Origin of the sequence: Enterobacter cloacae complex sp. (assembly GCF_900322725.1) — a bacterium.
Lineage (GTDB): Bacteria > Pseudomonadota > Gammaproteobacteria > Enterobacterales > Enterobacteriaceae > Enterobacter > Enterobacter quasihormaechei.
Genome location: NZ_LT991957.1, coordinates 2,663,515 through 2,682,784 on the forward strand (window position 1 = coordinate 2,663,515; position 19,270 = coordinate 2,682,784).

General features: G+C 53.0%; 21 protein-coding genes. 9 read left to right on the top strand and 12 right to left on the bottom strand.

Features of this window, described 5'->3' with window-relative positions:
• Window positions 1–594: 594 nt before the first annotated feature.
• Entirely contained in the window at window positions 595–1,242 is a 648-nt protein-coding gene (locus DBR02_RS13235) for a COG2958 family protein (protein WP_233157769.1), read from the bottom strand.
• Window positions 1,155–1,514: a hypothetical protein gene (locus DBR02_RS26990; RefSeq protein ID WP_233157770.1), complete on the bottom strand. Its 360-nt coding sequence runs from the start codon at window positions 1,512–1,514 to the stop codon at window positions 1,155–1,157. Before DBR02_RS26990 ends, DBR02_RS13235 begins: the two co-directional genes overlap by 88 nt.
• 198 nt (window positions 1,515–1,712) lie before the next feature.
• Here DBR02_RS26990 and DBR02_RS13240 point away from each other — a divergent pair, with 198 nt between their 5' ends.
• Window positions 1,713–2,414: a hypothetical protein gene (locus DBR02_RS13240; protein WP_107534571.1), complete on the top strand. Its 702-nt coding sequence runs from the start codon at window positions 1,713–1,715 to the stop codon at window positions 2,412–2,414.
• A complete protein-coding gene (locus DBR02_RS13245) occupies window positions 2,411–2,845 on the top strand; it encodes a hypothetical protein (protein ID WP_107534572.1) in 435 nt (144 codons plus the stop codon). Before DBR02_RS13240 ends, DBR02_RS13245 begins: the two co-directional genes overlap by 4 nt.
• Before the next feature lie 37 nt (window positions 2,846–2,882).
• Here the strand turns inward: DBR02_RS13245 and DBR02_RS13250 are convergent, their stop codons facing one another.
• Entirely contained in the window at window positions 2,883–3,467 is a 585-nt protein-coding gene (locus tag DBR02_RS13250) for a class I SAM-dependent methyltransferase (RefSeq protein WP_107534573.1), read from the bottom strand.
• Window positions 3,467–4,480, bottom strand: coding sequence for an HNH endonuclease domain-containing protein (locus DBR02_RS13255; RefSeq protein ID WP_107534574.1), 1,014 nt, complete (start codon window positions 4,478–4,480; stop codon window positions 3,467–3,469). The genes DBR02_RS13250 and DBR02_RS13255 overlap by 1 nt, the downstream gene beginning before the upstream one ends.
• Window positions 4,481–4,939: 459 nt before the next feature.
• Between DBR02_RS13255 and DBR02_RS13260 the strand changes: the two genes are divergently transcribed.
• On the top strand, window positions 4,940–5,395 hold the full coding sequence (locus tag DBR02_RS13260; protein WP_107534575.1) for a SymE family type I addiction module toxin: 456 nt from the start codon (window positions 4,940–4,942) through the stop codon (window positions 5,393–5,395).
• 43 nt (window positions 5,396–5,438) lie between these two features.
• Here DBR02_RS13260 and trpS read toward each other — a convergent pair whose 3' ends face one another.
• Window positions 5,439–6,440 carry a tryptophan--tRNA ligase gene (trpS, locus tag DBR02_RS13265; protein WP_107534576.1) on the bottom strand — a complete coding sequence of 334 codons (1,002 nt, stop codon included), beginning with the start codon at window positions 6,438–6,440 and terminating at the stop codon, window positions 5,439–5,441.
• A 198-nt stretch (window positions 6,441–6,638) separates the two neighbouring features.
• Here trpS and fosA point away from each other — a divergent pair, with 198 nt between their 5' ends.
• Together fosA and DBR02_RS13275 are read left to right on the top strand one after the other, a co-directional pair.
• The gene (gene fosA / locus DBR02_RS13270; RefSeq protein ID WP_107534577.1) at window positions 6,639–7,070 is read left to right on the top strand and encodes a FosA/FosA2 family fosfomycin resistance glutathione transferase; all 432 of its coding nucleotides are present in this window, start codon (window positions 6,639–6,641) and stop codon (window positions 7,068–7,070) included.
• A 270-nt stretch (window positions 7,071–7,340) separates the two neighbouring features.
• Window positions 7,341–8,285, top strand: a complete 945-nt coding sequence (locus DBR02_RS13275; protein ID WP_233158379.1) for a hypothetical protein — start codon at window positions 7,341–7,343, stop codon at window positions 8,283–8,285.
• 35 nt (window positions 8,286–8,320) lie between these two features.
• On the opposite strand, the gene DBR02_RS13280 is transcribed toward DBR02_RS13275, so the two are convergent.
• Genes DBR02_RS13280 through DBR02_RS13310 form a run of 7 tightly spaced genes read right to left on the bottom strand, consistent with a single transcriptional unit; the run spans window position 8,321 to window position 14,616 of the window.
• A complete protein-coding gene (locus DBR02_RS13280; RefSeq protein WP_107534579.1) occupies window positions 8,321–10,417 on the bottom strand; it encodes a flagellar biosynthesis protein FlhA in 2,097 nt (698 codons plus the stop codon).
• A complete protein-coding gene (gene flhB, locus DBR02_RS13285) occupies window positions 10,404–11,540 on the bottom strand; it encodes a flagellar biosynthesis protein FlhB (RefSeq protein ID WP_107534580.1) in 1,137 nt (378 codons plus the stop codon). Before flhB ends, DBR02_RS13280 begins: the two co-directional genes overlap by 14 nt.
• The gene (gene fliR, locus DBR02_RS13290) at window positions 11,537–12,310 is read right to left on the bottom strand and encodes a flagellar biosynthetic protein FliR (RefSeq protein ID WP_063450836.1); all 774 of its coding nucleotides are present in this window, start codon (window positions 12,308–12,310) and stop codon (window positions 11,537–11,539) included. The genes flhB and fliR overlap by 4 nt, the downstream gene beginning before the upstream one ends.
• A gap of 6 nt (window positions 12,311–12,316) precedes the next feature.
• Complete coding sequence (gene fliQ, locus DBR02_RS13295; protein WP_063450835.1) at window positions 12,317–12,589, bottom strand: flagellar biosynthesis protein FliQ; 273 nt, start codon at window positions 12,587–12,589, stop codon at window positions 12,317–12,319.
• Between the two features lie 2 nt (window positions 12,590–12,591).
• Window positions 12,592–13,317, bottom strand: coding sequence for a flagellar type III secretion system pore protein FliP (gene fliP / locus DBR02_RS13300; RefSeq protein WP_226848244.1), 726 nt, complete (start codon window positions 13,315–13,317; stop codon window positions 12,592–12,594).
• A 23-nt stretch (window positions 13,318–13,340) separates the two neighbouring features.
• Window positions 13,341–13,739 (bottom strand): flagellar motor switch protein FliN, encoded by a 399-nt coding sequence (gene fliN / locus DBR02_RS13305; protein ID WP_063450833.1) that lies wholly within the window; start codon window positions 13,737–13,739, stop codon window positions 13,341–13,343.
• Window positions 13,732–14,616, bottom strand: a complete 885-nt coding sequence (locus DBR02_RS13310; protein ID WP_063450832.1) for a FliM/FliN family flagellar motor switch protein — start codon at window positions 14,614–14,616, stop codon at window positions 13,732–13,734. Before DBR02_RS13310 ends, fliN begins: the two co-directional genes overlap by 8 nt.
• Before the next feature lie 537 nt (window positions 14,617–15,153).
• On the opposite strand from DBR02_RS13310, the gene DBR02_RS13315 reads away from it, so the two are divergent.
• Genes DBR02_RS13315 through DBR02_RS13330 form a run of 4 tightly spaced genes read left to right on the top strand, consistent with a single transcriptional unit; the run spans window position 15,154 to window position 19,268 of the window.
• Window positions 15,154–16,185, top strand: coding sequence for a sigma-54 interaction domain-containing protein (locus DBR02_RS13315; RefSeq protein ID WP_107534582.1), 1,032 nt, complete (start codon window positions 15,154–15,156; stop codon window positions 16,183–16,185).
• A gap of 18 nt (window positions 16,186–16,203) precedes the next feature.
• Window positions 16,204–16,572, top strand: a complete 369-nt coding sequence (gene fliE, locus DBR02_RS13320) for a flagellar hook-basal body complex protein FliE (RefSeq protein ID WP_107534583.1) — start codon at window positions 16,204–16,206, stop codon at window positions 16,570–16,572.
• A 10-nt stretch (window positions 16,573–16,582) separates the two neighbouring features.
• Window positions 16,583–18,274: a flagellar basal-body MS-ring/collar protein FliF gene (fliF, locus tag DBR02_RS13325; RefSeq protein WP_107534584.1), complete on the top strand. Its 1,692-nt coding sequence runs from the start codon at window positions 16,583–16,585 to the stop codon at window positions 18,272–18,274.
• A complete protein-coding gene (locus DBR02_RS13330; RefSeq protein WP_107534585.1) occupies window positions 18,243–19,268 on the top strand; it encodes a flagellar motor switch protein FliG in 1,026 nt (341 codons plus the stop codon). Before fliF ends, DBR02_RS13330 begins: the two co-directional genes overlap by 32 nt.
• The last annotated feature ends 2 nt before the right edge of the window (window positions 19,269–19,270 follow it).

Sequence of the window (19,270 nt, forward strand, 5' to 3'; positions counted from 1 at the left end):
TACCTGTCGTAAAGACGAAGATCGTGTTGTTTTACTCTGTTACCTCGAATGAAGGGCAACTTTTAGATTTCATACCATCTCCTTCAGCAGCAGTACCACCATCAGGAAATCGGTATCAGCATGAAGCCGCAGTGGTATCAACGGTAGTAATTACTGACGTAATACAGTGTGGGACTTTGGCAGAAACAGTTTTCCACCCAGTTTGAGAACAGCGCATGTCTCTACTCAGCAACCTCTCGGGAAAGGCTTTTTGTCTGGCGGTAAACTGATAGTAGTATTTAACATGTCGACCCGGCGAAATTAACGGTCTTTACAAACCGGAGATGAGATACCCTAAAAGCTCGAAAACACTCGCAAAACTGGAACTGGTTTCAATGAGTGCTATTGGCTTATCTTAATATCCCTCGAAGACGCTCCAGATAGTTTGGCGTATCGTTGCAGGAAACTAGCGTTATGTACTCAGGGCAGGGCCGCTCAGTTTGTTTGCAATGTCCAGATAAACCCAACAAGCATTCTAATGCTCACTGTTTTGCATGAATAATTCCTGAATGCTTATGCTCACCCCGTAAAAGACTTACAGGGAAAATTTATGATTTATTTGTTCCACAATGATTTGTGGACTTTTCCGGTTTGATGGTATTCCCCCACCAGCTCAATAAAATCTTTAAAATCCCGATTCTCTTCCACCAAACGGTCAACTGACTGCCAGTCCACACTGGTACGTTCACGCGCCGGAATCAACGTCTGGCTATTAGAGAAATCATGCGGATCCAAGAGGATCACACCAATACCGTGCAACGCACAGAGCATCTGAAGTTCACGCTCCACACTACGCTGCTTATCTTCGTTAATTTCAGTCGCTACCAGATAACCGAAATGCGCCCAACTGGAATTGCTGACTGCCTGAAAGAAACATTCACGCACATTGCTACGGTTTAGCTGCTTTTTCACCTCAAAAGACCACAGTCTTGTCAAACGCCCTTCACTATGATGAACACAGATTTGAACTACATCATCCCACTCTTTATCCAGGGGCTCCAGCGCAACAATATCGGGGTATAACCAATGGTTTCCTCCCAGTCCCTTATTGTTGCTAGAACGCTTTTCGTCAATACGGCGGCACAACAGACCTTCTTCCTGAGAGAGATAATCAATCAGGATCGGATACAACGAATGCTCGGTAAAGCTAACCGTTTCAACCGTTGGTTCGGGGGCAATATTGGCATCCACCTGTTCAACCACAGTTTCCCCCCATAAAACAATCGTGGTCTTGGCTTATCACGCGTCATCACTTGCGGACACATGGCTTTCGCTTTAACAGTCCGACTGCCACCAACCTCAGCGGTAATTTGGCTTAAAAAAGCCTCATCGCTGGCAAAACGTGGATTTTTACGTTTTTCAGCCAGTTCTGCGCTGTAGTGATCAATGATTTTCTGCGCCAGTTGCCGGGCAGTGAACTGCTGGCCGGGATTAGCCTGTAACACGTTGATTATCATCTGGGGACGACTTGTCATATGCCTTCCTGCGTTTGTACGCACGGCTTTGCGTATCAGCTTTTAAGCGATGCGTGATTTACAGCTCTTGTAAATGAACCCGGTTTACCTTTCAGAATTACAGACATACAGCATCGATTTCCCTTTCTACCAGTTGGCTGGACTGAATTAAAAATCGTCTATAACATAGCCCATTAGACTACATATGGAGATGTAAACATGAGCACCAGAAGAGAGATTAAGGATGGGGCACTCTTTGACGTTCTCGACAGAGGGATCGTCTACACCGAGGTGTTAGGCTGGCTTGATATGGGACATGCCCGTGGCAATGACGTGGTGGCGCTCAAACGTCAATTCGTTGAGGGAGAGCGTAGCGGTAAGCCATCTTATTCCATCATGTATCGGCAAGATATGGGCGTCTTAAAATTCAAATCGCGGTTCGGCGTCGGGAAGTTCTCCCATTGGGAAATCAAGCGTGGCAGGAGTACTGACGACATTAATAGAATCATGCTGGCGATGATGATGAACACCGCATCCAGATTCGAAGGCCTACAAAGCCTGCGATCGTTCTCCTGGTATACGGACAGCGGCTTTAGCGGCGAGGATTTGGTATCTGATCTGTTCGGGTTCTATCGCGCAATTCTTCCTGGCCGGTACGGCTATCGTCTCAAGCCCGTGAGCTATGCATCAGCCGTTCGCCGCTGGGATTACTACGGCGCTATCGGTTCCCATAAAAATCGTGGCTTCCGTCCGATTCTTTTTCCTGATCCGCAGGACCAATGTGTGCGGCATCAGCCGTATAAGGTCAATCTTCCGCATTTTATGACATGGCTTCGACCGTGGGATGATTTCACATCCGGAGTGGTTAAGGTCATTACAAACGATGGGACATCGCTCTCATTCATGGGGACTAAGCCATGAAAATCCTTTTAAAAGTTCTGAAGTGGTGTGCACTCTCGGTTACCACCGTCTTTATCCTTGGATGGTTGTTTGTCTGGCTCGTGGCATCGGGTTCGGATGAAACGACGGTTTACACAGAAAATGACTTTTTCCACTACCACACGCTGACAGATAAGGACATTGAAAACGCTCCGCGTGTAACGGACGACTATTATTTTGAGGCGCATCCCGGCGATGGTTATGCCCCTTCAAATAGCATCTTTTTTAAAGGGGCCACTGGTGCAGCACCGTTGCGCGCATATCTCGAAACGCTGGGATACACAAAGGAAAAGCGTCGCCTTGGGGAGAAGGAGATCTGGTCAAAACCCGATCAGATAAAAGGGGACATTTTCTATCTGTACTTCAATGCCACCACGGGTGAAGTTGAGCTGACCAAGGTGATGAATGACTGAGTTAATTTACTCCGTATCGATTAGCACCGCCTGATAATCAAGCGGCGTTTTTTCGTAATATACCATTCAGCCATGTCTCATCTCTGTCCGGGCGGTTATCCTGAGTCGCCCACAGCGAAGTTAACTCCATCTCCGGAACCGCCTTCACCAACGCCCGCAATCCCTCTTCATCCAGATCCGTAAACCGTCTTTCACCCTGCACGCGTTCACCGTTCCCATACTTAAAAGACACGTACCATACGCCGCCAGGCTTAAGCGCATCCGCAAGCTTTTGCATCACCGCAGGCAGCTCAGAAGAGGGGACATGCAGCAAAGAGGCACAGCACCAGATCCCATCGTACTGCGCCTTACCGTCGATTTCTGAAAACGTCATCAGCTTCACAGGTAGCCCGGTATGTTGCTTTGCCAGCTCCACCATCGCGGAAGAGGCATCAAAAGCATCCAACACATAACCCATCTCATGAAAGGCTTTTGCGTCCCGGCCTGAACCGCAGCCAGCATCCAGAACCCGAGCACCGTGAGGCAGATGTTGGGTAAAGGCCGCGTAAAGCGGGGTCATATCGACATTGACCGTGCCATCGAAGAATTCCTGTGCGTGGTTCTGGTAGTAGTGAAGTGTCATTAAAACGTTACCTCGCCTTCCGCGTTGGGTTTCCAGGTATGGATAAGTTTTTCCAGCGCGGCCTGCCAGTTGCGCTGAAGAAAGCTTTTCCGTGCTTCAGGACGTTGCCCTGTCTGTAGAACAATCGTCTCATGTAACGGCAGTTTGCTCTGAATAAAATACTCATTGCGGGTGTGCAACCGCTGCAGGAGCCTGAGCTCGGGAATGCGTGCCGACTTGCCTTCGACGCCACGGTTACAGCACCGACAGGCCAGCACTAAGTTCCATACGCCGTTAATATTGCTCACTTCATGGCGGGCAGCCCAGGGAATAAAGTGGTCGACGTCCGCCAGTTCTGCGTCTCCCGGTACCAGACTGATGGGCTTGAAGCAGTAAAAACACCGTCCTTTCTGGTAACCATTCAGGCTATCGCGACAGCTGGTGATGTCTACGCGACGCGCATTTACCCTCGTGAACAACAGCTGATTATCTTCGTCGAACTCCACGCCCACAAGGTTACGTGAAATCCCCATCGACCAGGCCTGTTCCACCAGGTTCCAGCGGGCATTGGTTTCAAAGGCGAGGTTTTTATACTGCAGGCGTTCGCCCAGTTTAAAGAAGTTATCCGTCAGGCGGATCCCGTTGTGGGTTTTGCGCTCATCAAGGAAAAAACGTTTATCGATCTCGCCCTGGTTCACGTAATGAAAGGCATCGATCACGTTGTTAAAGCCAAGGCGCACCGTCGCTTCAATGAGCTGGGCGTGGGTGATTTCGCCTCTGTTGAACTTCAGGCAGGTTTCCAGAAATTGGCTGCTGCGGGAGGTGATCTGTTTTGGCGCATGCTTCAGGTGCTCGCAAAGATAGCGGCTGAACAGAACGGCAAGCTGGTCGAGCGTTATCAAATCGCTGCCCGTCTTATCCACTTCATACAACGCAGACGCCAGCGCGAACTTGTAAGATGCGACGTTCCTTCCAAAAAGGATCACACCACGCCAGTAGTTCTCAAGCGTCGGATCGGCCTGATAAAATTCCATCGATGAAGTCCTGTTACGGTTGGCTGGGCAGGGCGTTACTAAAGCCTGTAACAGGATCACATAACAAAATCAGGGTGATGTAAATCGTTAATCTATAGGTTTGATGAATTTTTGTGAGGTCTGAGAGGAGGGTGTTGAGGCAACCGATGCGGCATTAGCGCCAGGTTTGAGAACGAACAGATATCTGAAAGAGGCGAGTTGAAGTGATTTTCAGGCAAAAGTGTTGTTATTTCGCGAATTAAAAAAATACCTACCGTAATTTCCTGAATCCTCCTCGCAAATTCCAAATTTACCCCACCCAAAACCGCTGTATTTATATTCAGCCCTGTATAATGAGCACCAGAAATTACGCCGAACGGCAAAGGAAGTATCAAAGAATATTTAACGAGGAATTCGCGATATGAAGGTGCTGCAACACCCCCATACCGCTAACCACCAACAACTACGGAGAAGTTGAAAATGGCTGCGACGAATTTTAAGCCAGAGTTTACTGTTTGCAAAACAGAATCAGACGCTTTCACCGGCATGATTGAAAACCGCGAGCTGGTACGCAAAAACAGCGCCCGGCGTCTGCACGGCAACCCGCCTAACGCGGCGCCCGTCCATCCCCGCGCCGAAACGCCGCAGGACAGCGCCGCCTGCTGCGAACTGTATGCGCGCATAGACATGAAATATCTTCTGCTGGGCGGCGACTGGTTAAAGCGCGCTGGCTTTATCAACGGTATGCCCGTAAAAATCCGCGCCATGAAAGACTGCATTGTGATTACGCCACAGCATACAAGAGAATTATGGGGATGCCTGGAAGGTATGAGCGTGGTGAATATAAATAAGCAGAAAGTCGCGCAGTGGTTAAAAACATTTCCAGGCGCATTAAATGACACCGGCGATATTCCGGTGATTAAGCGCAACGCCTGATAAATATCCCGGCCCTGAGCCGGGATTCTTTATTATACCGCCTTCAAAACACCGGCACCCCCAGCCCAACCTTCACCTCCTTCAACGTCGCCTGCGTCACCCCCTGCGCCCGCTCGGTCCCGCGCTTCAGCATCGCCATCAGCTCGCCTTTATCCTGCATATACATCGCCCTCCGCTCCCGCATCGGCGCAATCAGCTCCTGCAAACACCCCTCCAGCTCGTTCTTGCACGCTCGATCACCCAGCCCGCCCGCCTGATAGTGCGCCTTCATCGCCGCCACTTTCTCCTTGTCCGGATGAAACGCGTCGAGATACGTAAAGACCACGTTCCCCTCAATCTGCCCCGGGTCGCTCACCTTCAGGTGGTTCGGGTCGGTGTACATGGCGCTCACCGCACGATGAATGGTCTCTTCGCTGGCCGAAAGGTGCAGCGTATTGCCAAGCGATTTCGACATCTTGGCGCTGCCGTCGATGCCGGGCAGGCGGCTGGTGTCGCTCAGCATCGCTTTGCAGTGGCGCAGCACCGGGGCGGGCAGCAGGCTGTTCATCTTGTGCACAATCTCGTTGGTCTGCTCAATCATCGGCAGCTGGTCGTCGCCGACGGGCACGCACTCGGCCTTAAACGCGGTGATGTCCGCCGCCTGGCTGATGGGGTAGGCCATAAACCCGACCGGCAGCGAGCGGGCGAAGCCCTTCTGCGCAATCTCGTTTTTCACCGTCGGGTTACGCTCCACGCGGGCGACGGTGACGATGTTCATATACAGCATCGTCAGCTCGGCGAGGGCGGGCAGGGCGGATTGCAGGCAGATCGTGGTCAGGTTCGGGTCGATACCGGCGGCGAGGTAGTCGGCCAGCACTTCGGGGATGTTGTCGCGAATTTTTTGCGGGTTGCTGCCGTTGTCGGTCAGCCCCTGGAGGTCGGCAATCAGCACAAACTGGTTGTGCGTGTGCTGGAGCGCCACGCGCTGTCGCAGCGATCCGACGAAGTGGCCGAGGTGCAGCGGGCCGGTTGGGCGGTCGCCGGTGAGGATGGTGGGTGCGTTCATAAAGACTCCTTAACGTTGCAATGCCGAAAGGGGTCTTCTGTGTGCGATAGCCGCCTTTCGGCGGCTATCTGAAAATGGGAAAACAACTCCGTGCCGCCTTTAAGAAGGCAGCCACCAGCGGTTTACGGTGAGGACGGCGTGGTTTATGTTCATCTCTTTACCGTATCACGTCCGGCGCGAAAAACAAAAGGGCACGTCATGCTGCAATCTCTCAACCACCTGACCCTCGCGGTCAGCGACCTGCAAAAAAGCGTCACCTTCTGGCACGGGCTGCTGGGCCTGACGCTGCACGCCCGCTGGAATACCGGGGCCTATCTTACCTGCGGCGATCTGTGGGTTTGCCTGTCGTACGACGAGGCGCGCCGGTACGTGCCGCCGCAGGAGAGCGACTACACGCATTACGCATTTACCGTGGCGGAAGAGGATTTTGAACCGTTCTCGCAAAGGCTTGAGCAGGCGGGCGTCACCGTCTGGAAGCAGAACAAAAGCGAGGGGGCGTCGTTCTATTTTCTCGACCCGGACGGGCACAAGCTGGAGCTGCACGTGGGCAGCCTCGCCGCGCGGCTGGCGGCGTGTCGCGAGAAGCCCTACGCGGGCATGGTGTTTACCGCATCATCTCAACGTTCATGAAACACCGGCACAAAAATACCTGTTCCCGGTATTCACGTTACCGGGTTTCTTTATTTTTAACGTAAGTAGGAGATAATTTTTACATTGCTGAAAATTATTATTGTAAAAATCTACATTAGCCGTTTTTCTATATATTTAGTTCGTCAATAATTTAATTTGATTTATTGCAACGTGAGCGCGATTTAGCCAAAATACCCGCCCTTTTTCGGTTAAAAAGTACCCGCTATGATAAAGTTCATGAATGTTTTAGGCATACTTATCGCGTCATTAATGGCAACCAGTGCGTTTGCCGTTAACTGCCAGCGTGCGGCGACCCCTCTTGAGAACACGATTTGTAGCAGTGAGAATCTCAGCTGGCTTAATAACATTATGACAACTTACTATCGCGATATGCTGGTGCGCCGCGACGGACACGTTGTTCATCAGGAATATCTGGCATGGCAGACGTCACTCAAAAAGTGCACGTCAGAAAGCTGTATAGAGCACGCCTACTTCGCGGGAATCGGCAAGCTGGCCGAAGCCCCTCCGCACTTTCTCTGGCAGGGGCGCTGGTGGAATACCCAGGCGGCAAATATGAACGGCGGGGTGATTGAATTCAGTCACAACGCCGACTGGACGGTCAATGTTGATATTCGCATCTGGTCTGGGTTGAATAAAGAGACCTATACCGCCGAAGCGCGCAAGGTCGACGGCATGCTGCTCATCGACAATATGGCGGAAAGTAAACGCTGCAAAGTGCTGCTGATCCCCGAAAGCAGCGGTGTGCTTCAGGCTTTTAGTAGCGGCAAAAGAGGATGTAGTCTCTCCGTGCCCAACGGGGCCTTTATTGACGGTATTTACGCCCGGTCAGAAAAGGACCCGCGCCCAAAAGCAACGCTGCTCTCGCTGCAAATCCTGCCCGATGCGAAAACGGAAGAACGATTTCGTGCGCTGGTGGGGGATGATTATCAGAAATTTATTCAGACGGCTAATGCGTATATATACCGCAAAGATATCGACAATATTGGCGCCACGGTCATTTCGTCCTGGCTGCGCGGGGCGGCCAATACCCGCACCGCACTTATTATGTATAACGCCAGCCATATTTGGGCTGCCCGCATTGCTCCTGATGAAAAAGGCAAACTGACCTTCTATTACTACAGCACGCAGCATAATGACCTCAGCAAAATGCCGCGCACCATAGCGGAATGGCGCATGCGCTACATGGAGCATTAAGCGTCACGTCCTGTTTCCAGGACGCGTGTTGAGCTTTACGCCAGCGTGCCAACGACGTTTAAATCCGCATCGTCAGGCACTTCATTGTAGGAAAGTACGTGTAGCCCTTTAGCGAACAGGCGGGCATAACGCGAGATCAGCGGCCGCAGCTGCGGCGTGACCAGCAGCAGCGGAGGCATATTTTTCGCTTTCATCTGCTCGTAGATCATTGGCATCGTATTTTGAAGCTGCGTCAGGATGTTGGGATCGACCGGGAAGTTATCCAGAGCAACTTTACCCGCCTGCTGGGCCTGGTTCAGTGCGCTGAGCAGCAGGTTTTCCAGCTGATTATCGATCGTATAAGCAGCCAGCTGAGGGCGATCGCCGTTAATGTTATGCACCAGCGCGCGGCGAAGCGCGTAGCGCACGTCGGCGGTAAGCAGCAGAGGGTCTTTCGTGATGGCCGAGCTTTCCAACAGCGTTGAGGCGATGGTCACAATGTCCTTCAGCGAAACCTGCTCAAGCAGAAGCTGGCGATAAACGCGCAGCAGCTGGCTATAGTTGAGCGCGGCGTTTAAGTCTTCGGCAAGCTTGGGAGCCTGCTGGGCCAGGCGCGCGTGCAGATGCGTGATGTCGTCATAGTTAAACAGCTCCGGTAAATATTCACGCGCGACCTTGTTGACGTGGGTGGCGACCACGCTTGAGCAATCCACGACCTGATACCCCAGATTGAGCGCCTTCGCCTTCTGGTCGGGATCGATCCAGACGATCGCCATACCGTAGGCCGGATCGGTGTCCAGCACGCCATCAATCTCACCGTACAGCTCGGTTCCGGGGATCGCCATCAGCTTTTCGGCCTGAACTTCAGCCACTGCCGTGCGTATGCCGTTGACGTGAATCGCATACTGCGAAGGTTTTAGCCGGAAGTTTTCGCGTATGCGGATCTCCGGCAGCAGCACCCCACACAGTTCGGAAATGACCTGCCTTACCCCCCTGACGCGCAGCGAAAGCGGGCTACCTCTGGACTCGTCAACCAGGGTGACAAGCTTGTAGCCGAGGCTCAGACCGATCGGCTCAACCAGCGGGATATTGTCCCACGTGATGGCCGTGGAGGTGTCGGGGGCCAGCGCCTCGTTGATCGCCTCCATGTCCATTTCCGGTGCGGCGGGCTGAACCACCTTGCTCTGACGCCAGGCGGCAAACAGCAGCAGCGCGGTAAAGCTCAGGAAGGCAACGTGCGGCATGCCGGGCACAATCGCCAGAATAAACATCACAAACGCGGCGGTGTAGAGCACTTTCGGTTTCGAAAGAAGCTGCGTCTTGATCTCATCGCTGATGTCATTGCCTTCGCTGACGCGCGTCACGATGATGGCGGCGGAGGTGGCGAGCAGCAGGGACGGAATTTGGGCGACCAGACCGTCACCAATGGTGAGCAGGACGTACTGACGGAAAGCGACGCTGGCCTCTAAATCGTATTTGAAAATACCGATGCAGATCCCGCCAATCACGTTAATGATCAGAACCATGATCCCGGCAATGGCATCGCCGCGGACGAATTTGGATGCCCCGTCCATCGCGCCGTAGAAGTCCGCCTCTTTGGCGACCTCCTGACGGCGGCTGCGGGCCTGCTGCTGGTTGATCAACCCGGCATTCAGGTCGGCATCAATCGCCATCTGTTTGCCGGGAAGGGCGTCCAGCGTAAAGCGAGCCGAGACTTCCGAGATACGCTCTGCACCCTTGGTCACGACGACGAAGTTAATTATCATCAGGATGATAAACACCACAAAACCCACGACGAAGTCGCCGCCGATGACCACCTGTCCGAAGGCTTCGATGACTTTACCCGCCGCGCCTTCCCCTTCATGCCCCTTAAGGAGAACCACGCGCGTGGAGGCCACGTTCAGCGTCAGGCGCATCAGGGTCGTGATCAGCAGCAGCGTTGGGAAGATGGCAAAATCCAGCGGGCGCTGCATATTGACCGAGGCCAGCAGCACAATGACGGCCAGCACGATGTTAAACGTAAACAGAATATCCAGCATCAGCGGCGACAGCGGCAGGATCACCATCGCCAGAACGCAGAGAAGCAGGATAGGCACAGCAATCTGCCCCTTACGGAGCATGCCAAACACGTTGGATAACTTACCGTTCGCCATGGTGTTTAAATACCTCTTGAGGAATGTCTATTTGCCTGTTCAGGCGGGGTTTTTGCTCAATGCGGCCTTCACGCCAGGACTTCAGCTGCATCACAAAGGTCAGCACGTGCGCAATGGCGCGAAAGAGTTGAGCCGGTATCTGCTGGTTAACGCGGGTGGTGTAGTAAACCGCTCTCGCCAGCGGTGGAAACTCCACGACCTCAATGCGGTGGCTGGCACCGACTTCTCGTATCCACAGCGCGACATCGTCAATCCCTTTTGCGACGATGTAGGGAGCTTCCGCCTGCTGCGGATCGTATTTCAGCGCTACCGCATAATGGGTCGGGTTGGTGATGATCACATCGGCGGTCGGTACGGTGCGGGTAATCTGCCCCATCGCCATCTGTCGCTGTAGCTGACGGATTCGACCCTTGATCTGCGGGTTACCGTCGTTGTTTTTATGCTCTTCCTTCACTTCCTGCTTGGTCATGCGCATTTTTTTGGTAAACATAAATTTGCTGAGCGGCACATCGAGCAGGGAGAAAAAGACGATAACAGCGATGAAATAGCTGACAACGTGATGGAAAATCGCAAATCCCCGGAGAATGGCCTCGTTCAGGTACAGGCGTTGCAGATTCAGCAGTGCCGCCATGTTATCGCCCACCATCATGTACAGCACCGCCAGTATCGCCGAACACTTCAGCAGCATTTTGCCCACTTCCGTATAGTGGCTGGCGGAAAACAGTCGCTTTGTACCGGCTATCGGGCTGATTTTTTTAAAATCGGGCTTTAATTTGGCAGGCGTAAACAGCCATCCCCCGGGGATCAGGCTGGCGATGATGCAGGCTACCGGGATAGGAACAAGCGTTGCGATAAAGCGCAGCATCACGCTCAGGTTAAGCATAAGAAACTGACTCAGCACGCCAGGGTTATCGATATCCCTCGCCATGTGTGCGGCGGCGGTAAACGACTCCCCGATAAGCTGGCGATAGTAAGGCAGGAATGTCGCCAAAATAATAAAGGAAGCGACAAGCCCCACCGCCATGGTGAGATCTTTTGAACGGGGAATATCCCCTTTCTCCCGCGCCTTTCGCAGTTTCCCGGGGGTGGGTTTTTCACTTTTATCGCCGCTGGAGGACACTATTGCACCCTTATGGCGTCAAGCTTCGCCAGTATGTCGTTAGTCATGTTGAGATAGTGGTCAGGAATGTTCGTGACCAGCATCGAGATGCACAGAAGCCCAAAAAGCATGCTGATTGGGAAACCGAGCGAGAACAGGTTTAACGTCGGTGAAATGCGGTTCAGCAGGCCAAACCCTCCCTGAACGATCAGCATGACAAAAGTTGTCGGGAGCGCAATCAGCACGGCGGCAGCGATAATCCATCCCAGGCCCTGGGCAACCAGCATCAGCGTCGGCTGGTTAATCGCCTGCCCGATGGGCCAGTAGGTGAACCCTTTGTACAGGATGGTGACCAGCAGAAGATGGCCGTCGGTGATGAAAAACAGCAGGGCGCAAAAGACGTAGATAATCTGTGAAATCACCGTTGTCGAGCTGCCGTTAACCGGATCGTTCATCATGGCCATCGCCAGCCCCATGTTCATGGAAAGCATATGCCCGGCCGTCTGTAGCGCGACAAAGACCAGATGCAGGATCGTCGCGAAGAGCATGCCCCACAGCAGCTGTTCGCCAATCAGTAACACCGAGCGCAGCGAGAGCAGTTCCGTGAGCACGACCCGCTCCGGCAGCATGGGGGCAATTACAATAGCCAGCGCCAGCGCGGTACCGATTTTTACGCGGCGCGAGAAGACGCGGTTGTCGAGAACCGGCGCGAACTGGATAAAGGCGAGGATACGGAAAAAAGGGAGCACCAGTGCCATTAGCGGCGCGATCAGCGCGTGAATATCAATAGCCATCGTGTTTTAACCAACCAGCGCGGCCGCTTGGGTGAAGAGCTGGACGGTAAAATCCACCAGCTGCGTCAATATCCATTTTCCGGCGAAAACGAGCACGCCCAGCGTTACCACCAGTCGTGGCAAAAAGCTGAGCGTCTGCTCGTTGATCTGGGTCGTGGCCTGGAAAATGCTGACGCACAGGCCGATGAGCAGGCTGGGAACAATCGCAACGGCAGAGATCATCAGCACGAGGTGAAGGCCCGTCGCCATGATGTCGCCGGCGGTGTCCATATTCATCATGGCTATAATCCCCGCACGCTGGCGGTGAGCGTGCCGACGATCAGCGTCCAGCCGTCGCAAAGCACGAAGAGCATCAGCTTAAAGGGGAGTGAAACGATGAGAGGCGACAACATCATCATCCCCATTGCCATCAGAATACTGGCGACAATAAGATCGATCACCAGGAAAGGAATGTAGATCATGAAGCCAATCTGGAAGGCGGTTTTCAGCTCGCTCAGCAGATAAGCGGGCGTCACGATCGTCAAATCCTGTTCGCGAGCATCCCCCTCCACGCCCGCAATCGTCATGATTTGGGCCATGGCCTTTTCATTGGTTTGGGCAAGCATATACCGCTTCAGCGGTGCTTCAGCATTGACCAGCGCCTGCTTCAGGGTAATGCGATCGCTCTGAAAGGGTTCAACCGCATCGGTATAAATAGTGGTCCACACCGGTCTCATCACCAGCAGCGTTAAGGCCAGGGCGATACCGGTCAGGATTTTATTCGGCGGGCTGGATTGCAGGCCCAGCGCCTGGCGCAGAATGGCCAGCACGATAATAAAACGCGTAAAGCAGGTCATCATCAGGACCATAATCGGCAGCAGGCCGAGTAAGGTCATGAGGATCAGGATCTCAATCTTTACGTTGTAATCCTGGCCATCGCCGTTGGCTGCGGTGCTGAGCAGCGTGATATCGCCGTTCGCCGCCATCGCCTGCTGATTAAACAGCACGCCGAAAAGCAGCAGCGTCATGCCCCACAGAATAAGCTCGCGGTTCATCGGGTCAGCTCGCCCAGCTCTTTGGTGTTGAAATCGATGATCCGCAGGCCATATTTATCATTCAGTACGACCACTTCCGCCTTCCCAAACGGGATGCCGTTGACCTTGATGTCTAACGGCTCGCCGGCCATTTTGTCCAGCTCGATCACCGAGTCGCTGCTGATATTCATCAGCTCCGACAACGGAATATCCACGGAGGAGACCTCCAGCGTCAGGGTAACCGGGATACGGCTAAACAACGCCATACGGCGCATATCGGTCATCGACGCGTGTGAAGGCTCAGGCTGTAAATCGTTGCGGATAGTGCCTTCCGCCGGCGCGTCCTGCGGCATATCACTGAGGTTGAGATCGTCCAAATCCAGAGACTGGCTCAGCTCATGTTGCAAATCACTCATATTGTTTCTCGGGCGTCTTTTCATGGATGTCGCAGAAGAAAAGCTTGCCGTAATCTTCGGCTATTGTGGCTTCGAAAATCTGCTCTTTACCGATAAAAACGGGCATCGGTTCGTTGATGGTGATGGGGATAATATCCCCGGGTTTAATGTCGGCAATTTGCGCCACGGTGAGGTTCAGGCTGGCTAACCGACCGTTCAGCTTGATGGGTAAACTATCAAACAGGCGCTCCAGCTGAGCGGGACTCAACGAGTCCGTTTTTCGCTGCCGGTGTTCTTTTGATACGGGCGAGCGCAAATTTGCCAGCATCTGATCAATGTGGTGGCTATCCAGCAGTATGCTGAAACTACCGTGCTTATACCCTTCCAGATTAAACGTAATACACCACGGCCACTGATTAATGACGGTGGAATAATCCACTTTAATCTCGAGATCTTCACCCAGCGTCTCTTTACAGATGATCAGCGACGTGAGCTCCTGGCCCAGCTTGCTTTGTAAACGCTCTTCCGTTTTCGTTACCGGCATCGATTCATCTGGCTCAATATGCACGCTGTCTTTATTAAGACCGTAGTAGTCGTGCAGGATATTTAGCAGCAGCAGGCGATCGATAACGAACCCGAGATTTCCATAGGGAGTGGAAAAAATCTGTGCATTTTTAAAATGACGGTCGACAGTAAATGTCATTGATTCCAGCGTGGCGTTTACCCGAAGTTTTTTCAGGAAGTAAATGCCAAGGCGTGCATCAAGGATGTCAAAGCTGTCGTTCATGGACTTAGGAAGTTTATGCCATGGACGACCAAGTTTGCTGATATCAAGTATTTCCAGCTCAGGAAGACTATCCTGCTGATGGATTCTGATGCGCTGGGTAGCAGGGTACATAATCATTCCGCTTTAATAACAATGCATGATGAAACCGTTGTGCGTTTTTACGACGCGCTGATGGGCTCTTCGACCATACGTAAAAATTTTTTCTGAAAAAAAACGATTTCAGGTGGTTTTGTGTCGCTATAGATAAATAGAGGCTCACACACCGCAAGACACATTCACACGCTTTTTTTCAGAGTGAGAATTAGACATCTGTAGTCATTTTATTTCAAGACTATTCCGGTTATTAATCCATAATTAATTAGGATTAATTCAGTTTAATAACATCTATAACTCTTTGTTTTATATTGATTAATCCTTTAATACACATTAAAAATAAGACAATTCTCAACGGAAACGTATACTAGGCAACACATTTTCAGGGAAGGTTTGCTTCCTGTGAAGAGTACGCAGATATTTGTTTTCTTTCATTGTTAATAGCTTATTAGTTTCTCCTTGTAGCGCAAGTGTGGAAAATAAGTTTGTTATCATTTTATTAATAAATTTCTAACGTGCTGTTGGTTACATTGTTTTATTACTTGGGCTCAAAATATGAACATTATCATTGGGCGTGAAAACCGTAATGTAGATGGCGTTGTCGCTGTTTCACCTGCCAGCGTTGGCGTAATTTCATTGGCGCGGCGCGTTGCAAAATATAATGTTTCGGTATTGATTACCGGCGAAACAGGAACTGGAAAAGAGTGCATCGCCAAATATATCCATAAGCACGCTTGCGGTGACGATGCCCCCTACGTAGGTGTTAACTGCGCGGCAATTCCGGAAAGCATGCTGGAAGCCATTTTATTTGGCTATGAAAAGGGCGCCTTTACCGGGGCTGTCGCCAGCGTGGCGGGTAAATTCGAGCAGGCTAATGGCGGTACGCTGCTGCTGGATGAAATTGGCGATATGCCGCTCTCCTTGCAGGCGAAATTATTGCGCGTTTTGCAGGAGCAGGAGGTTGAGCGTCTGGGAAGCCATAAGCGTATCCCTCTGGATATTCGCCTGATTGCGTCCACTAATAAGGATTTGCAGCAGGAAATCGCCGAAGGTCGTTTCCGCCAGGATTTATTCTACCGTATTTCTGTTGTGCCTATTCATATTCAACCGCTGCGCGAGCGCAAGCAGGATATTTTGCCGCTGGTGCAGCGTTTTATTGATAAATATCGCGCTTTCCACAAGGGCAATATCCGCCTGAGCGAAGAGGCCCGTAAAGCACTCCTGGGCTATGACTGGCCGGGTAACGTCCGCGAACTGGAGAATGTGATTCAGCGGGGCATGATCCTGAGTAACGGGGAAGAGATAACCGCAGAAGATTTTGGTCTCGAACCCCGCGTCCCGCTTCCTGAAACGCCAGCGGTCGATCTTATGCCTGCCTATCGCGAGCAGGAGAGCGGCAGCTCCGCCATTAAGGACGTTAAGCTTCACGGTCGTCTGGCGGAGTATCAATACATCATCGACCTGCTTAAACGCCATAAAGGCAACAAATCGAAAACGGCTGAGTTTTTAGGGATTACGCCGAGAGCGCTGCGCTACCGCCTTGCCTCGATGCGCGATGAAGGCATTGATATTGAATGCTATTCCTGAAGTTTGTAAGGAAAAATGATGGACAAGATAGGCGCTGTAGGTATGCAAACCACGCAGCAGATGTTGCTGAACCAGATGCGGCAAACGGCCAGACTGGCCTCTGCCGGTCAGGTCAGCACGTTTCCAACCATTGCGCCGGCTCAAAACGCCTCTGCCGGTACGCATAGCGTCTCGTTTTCTCGCGTGCTGGATAACGCCATCAATCAGGTGGATGCATTACAGCACAGCGCGGGCGCAAAGCAGACCGCCATTGATATGGGTCAGAGCGACGACCTGGCTGGCGCGATGATTGAGAGCCAAAAAGCCAGCGTGGCCTTTTCGGCGATGATGCAGGTGCGCAACAAGCTTAACAGCGCGCTCGACGAAGTGATGAATACTCCGCTGTAAGGTTTGTACCGTGTTAAACAAAATCAAAGATCGTCTTTCCGCGCTCTCCCTGCCTGCCGGCCTGATGAGTACCCGACTGTGGGTGATTGCCGGGGGGGCGGCGTTAGCGATCGCTATTGTTGCCTCCCTGTGGAACCGCAACCAGGGCTATGTTGCGCTGTATGGCGCGCAGGAAAACATTCCTGTCTCACAGGTGGTTGAGGTGCTGGGGGGGGAAAATATTCCCTACCGTATCGACCCCAACAGCGGGCAGGTGCTGATCGCAGAGAGCAAACTTCCTCAGGCGCGTATGGCGCTGGCCGCTAAGGGTATCAGTGCGATCATGCCGGACGGCTATGAGCTCATGGATAAAGAGGAGATGCTGGGAAGCAGCCAGTTTGTCCAGAACGTGCGCTACAAGCGCAGCCTGGAAGGCGAGCTTGCAAAGAGCATTATGGCGCTCCAGCCGGTCGAGCATGCGCGCGTCCATCTTGGCCTAAGCGAATCCAGCTCGTTTGTCCTGACGAACAAACCCAATAGCAGCGCGTCGGTCTTGGTTCAGCTGCGCTATGGCAAAACGCTTGATGATCAGCAGGTTGCGTCGATCGTCCAGCTGGTATCTGGCTCGGTGCCCGGTATGGCACCGGGCAGCGTGCGTGTGGTCGATCAGGCGGGCAACCTGCTGTCGAGCGGTATTGAGGGCCAGGATGGCACCCTCGGCGAAAAGCGTCTTGCTAACGATGTGACGCAGCGTATTCGCGAAGATACCAGCAAAAATGTCTCCAGCCTGCTGACGTCGCTGGTGGGCAGCGACAATTTCCGCATTAGCGTTGCACCCACCGTCGATTTAAGCCGCGTAGAGGAGACGCAGGAGCGTCTGGGCAAAGAACCGAAGGTGAGCGACGAGCAGCTGAGCCAGGAGAACATCACCAATGAGATGGCGTTTGGTATCCCGGGGTCGCTGAGCAACCGTCCGGTTAACCAGAATCCTCAGGCTGCTGCGGCACAGGCCGCGGGCGGCGAGGCGACCGCTGGTAATACCGCGACCGCCAGCCCGTCCTCCGATCCGCGCAAGCTTTCCGCGCGCAGTCAGGAACAGCGTAAATACGTATTCGATCGCGATATTCGCCATATCCGCCATCCCGGTTACAAGCTGCAAAAGCTGAGCGTGGCCGTTGCGCTGAATAAATCAGCCCCGGCGCTGGCCGCCGCGACCCCGGAACAGCTGGCTTCGATCACCCGTCTGGTGGAGAGCGCGGCGGGCATCGACAAAACGCGTGGCGATGTGCTGACGCTGGATGTGCTGGCCTTCAACGTACAGAAACCGGTAGAAACCGAGGTGCTGGCGTGGTGGCAGGATCCTGATATGCAGTTCTGGGGACAAAATCTGGGGATTGGCCTGCTGGCATTGTTGACGCTGCTGTTCGGCGTGCGCCCACTCGTTAAGCGCCTGGGACGACGCGAACGTATTGAACACGAGGCTGATGTGCAGGAACTACCTGTCATAACAACGGAAACACCGCCGCAGGAAGATGAACTTTCTGTGCTGCCAAAAGCGGCATTCAATATCAATGACGACAAACTGCCGCCGCAGAGCTCCGGTCTGGAAACCAAAGTCGAGTATCTACAGGTTCTCGCCCAGAACGAAACGGAGCGTGTAGCGGAGGTTCTGAAACAATGGATTAACAGCAATGACCGAAGCAACGCGAAATCAAATGAATAGTTCTGCTGGCCGTAGCCCCCTTGAACAGGCCGCTATCCTGCTGATGAGCGTGGGCGAAGAGGCCGCAGCGCAGGTAATGCAGAAGTTTAACCGGGAAGAGGTGATGCTCCTGAGCGACACCATGGCGCGGCTCCACGATGTCAAAATGAGCCAGGTGCGGCAGGCCATGAATAATTTCTTCTCTGATTACAGTGAGCAGAGCGGGATTAACGGCGCCTCGCGTTCCTATCTGCGCAGCATTCTGGAGAAGGCGCTGGGCAGCGAGATCTCCCGCAGCGTGATCAACGGCATCTATGGCGAAGAGATCCGCTACCGCATGGCTCGCCTACAGTGGGTTGATACCCCACAGCTGGCGGCGCTGATCGAGCATGAGCATTTGCAGATGCAGGCCGTGTTTCTTGCCTTCCTGCCGCCGGATATCGCCGCGGGCGTGCTCGGCGTGCTGCCGCGCGAGCGACAGGATGAAATTATCTACCGTATTGCCCGGCTGGACGACATCAACCGCGACGTGATTGATGAACTCGATCGGCTGATCGATCGCGGCATTGCCGTTCTCTCTGAACATGGTTCGAAGCTGAGAGGGATCAAGCACGCAGCGGATATCGTCAACCGCATTCCTGAGAATCAGCAGGAGCTGTTGGACCAGCTGCGTGAACGCGATGAGAGCGTCGTTGAAGAGCTTCAGGACGAAATGTACGAATTCTTTATCCTCAGCCGTCAGTCTCCGGTCACGCTACAGCGTCTGATAGACGAAGTGCCTATTGAAGACTGGGCCGTGGCGCTCAAGGGAACCGAGCAGGTCCTGCGCGAAGCGATCTTCAACGTTATGCCGAAGCGTCAGGTAACGCTGCTGCAAAGCACCGTTACGCGCCTTGGTCCGGTGCCGATCAGCCGCATTGAGCAGGTGCGTAAAGAGATCATGCAAACGCTGCGTCAGCTGGTGGATGAGGGTGAAATCCAGGTACAGCTCTTCGCAGAGCAAACGGTGGAATAAGC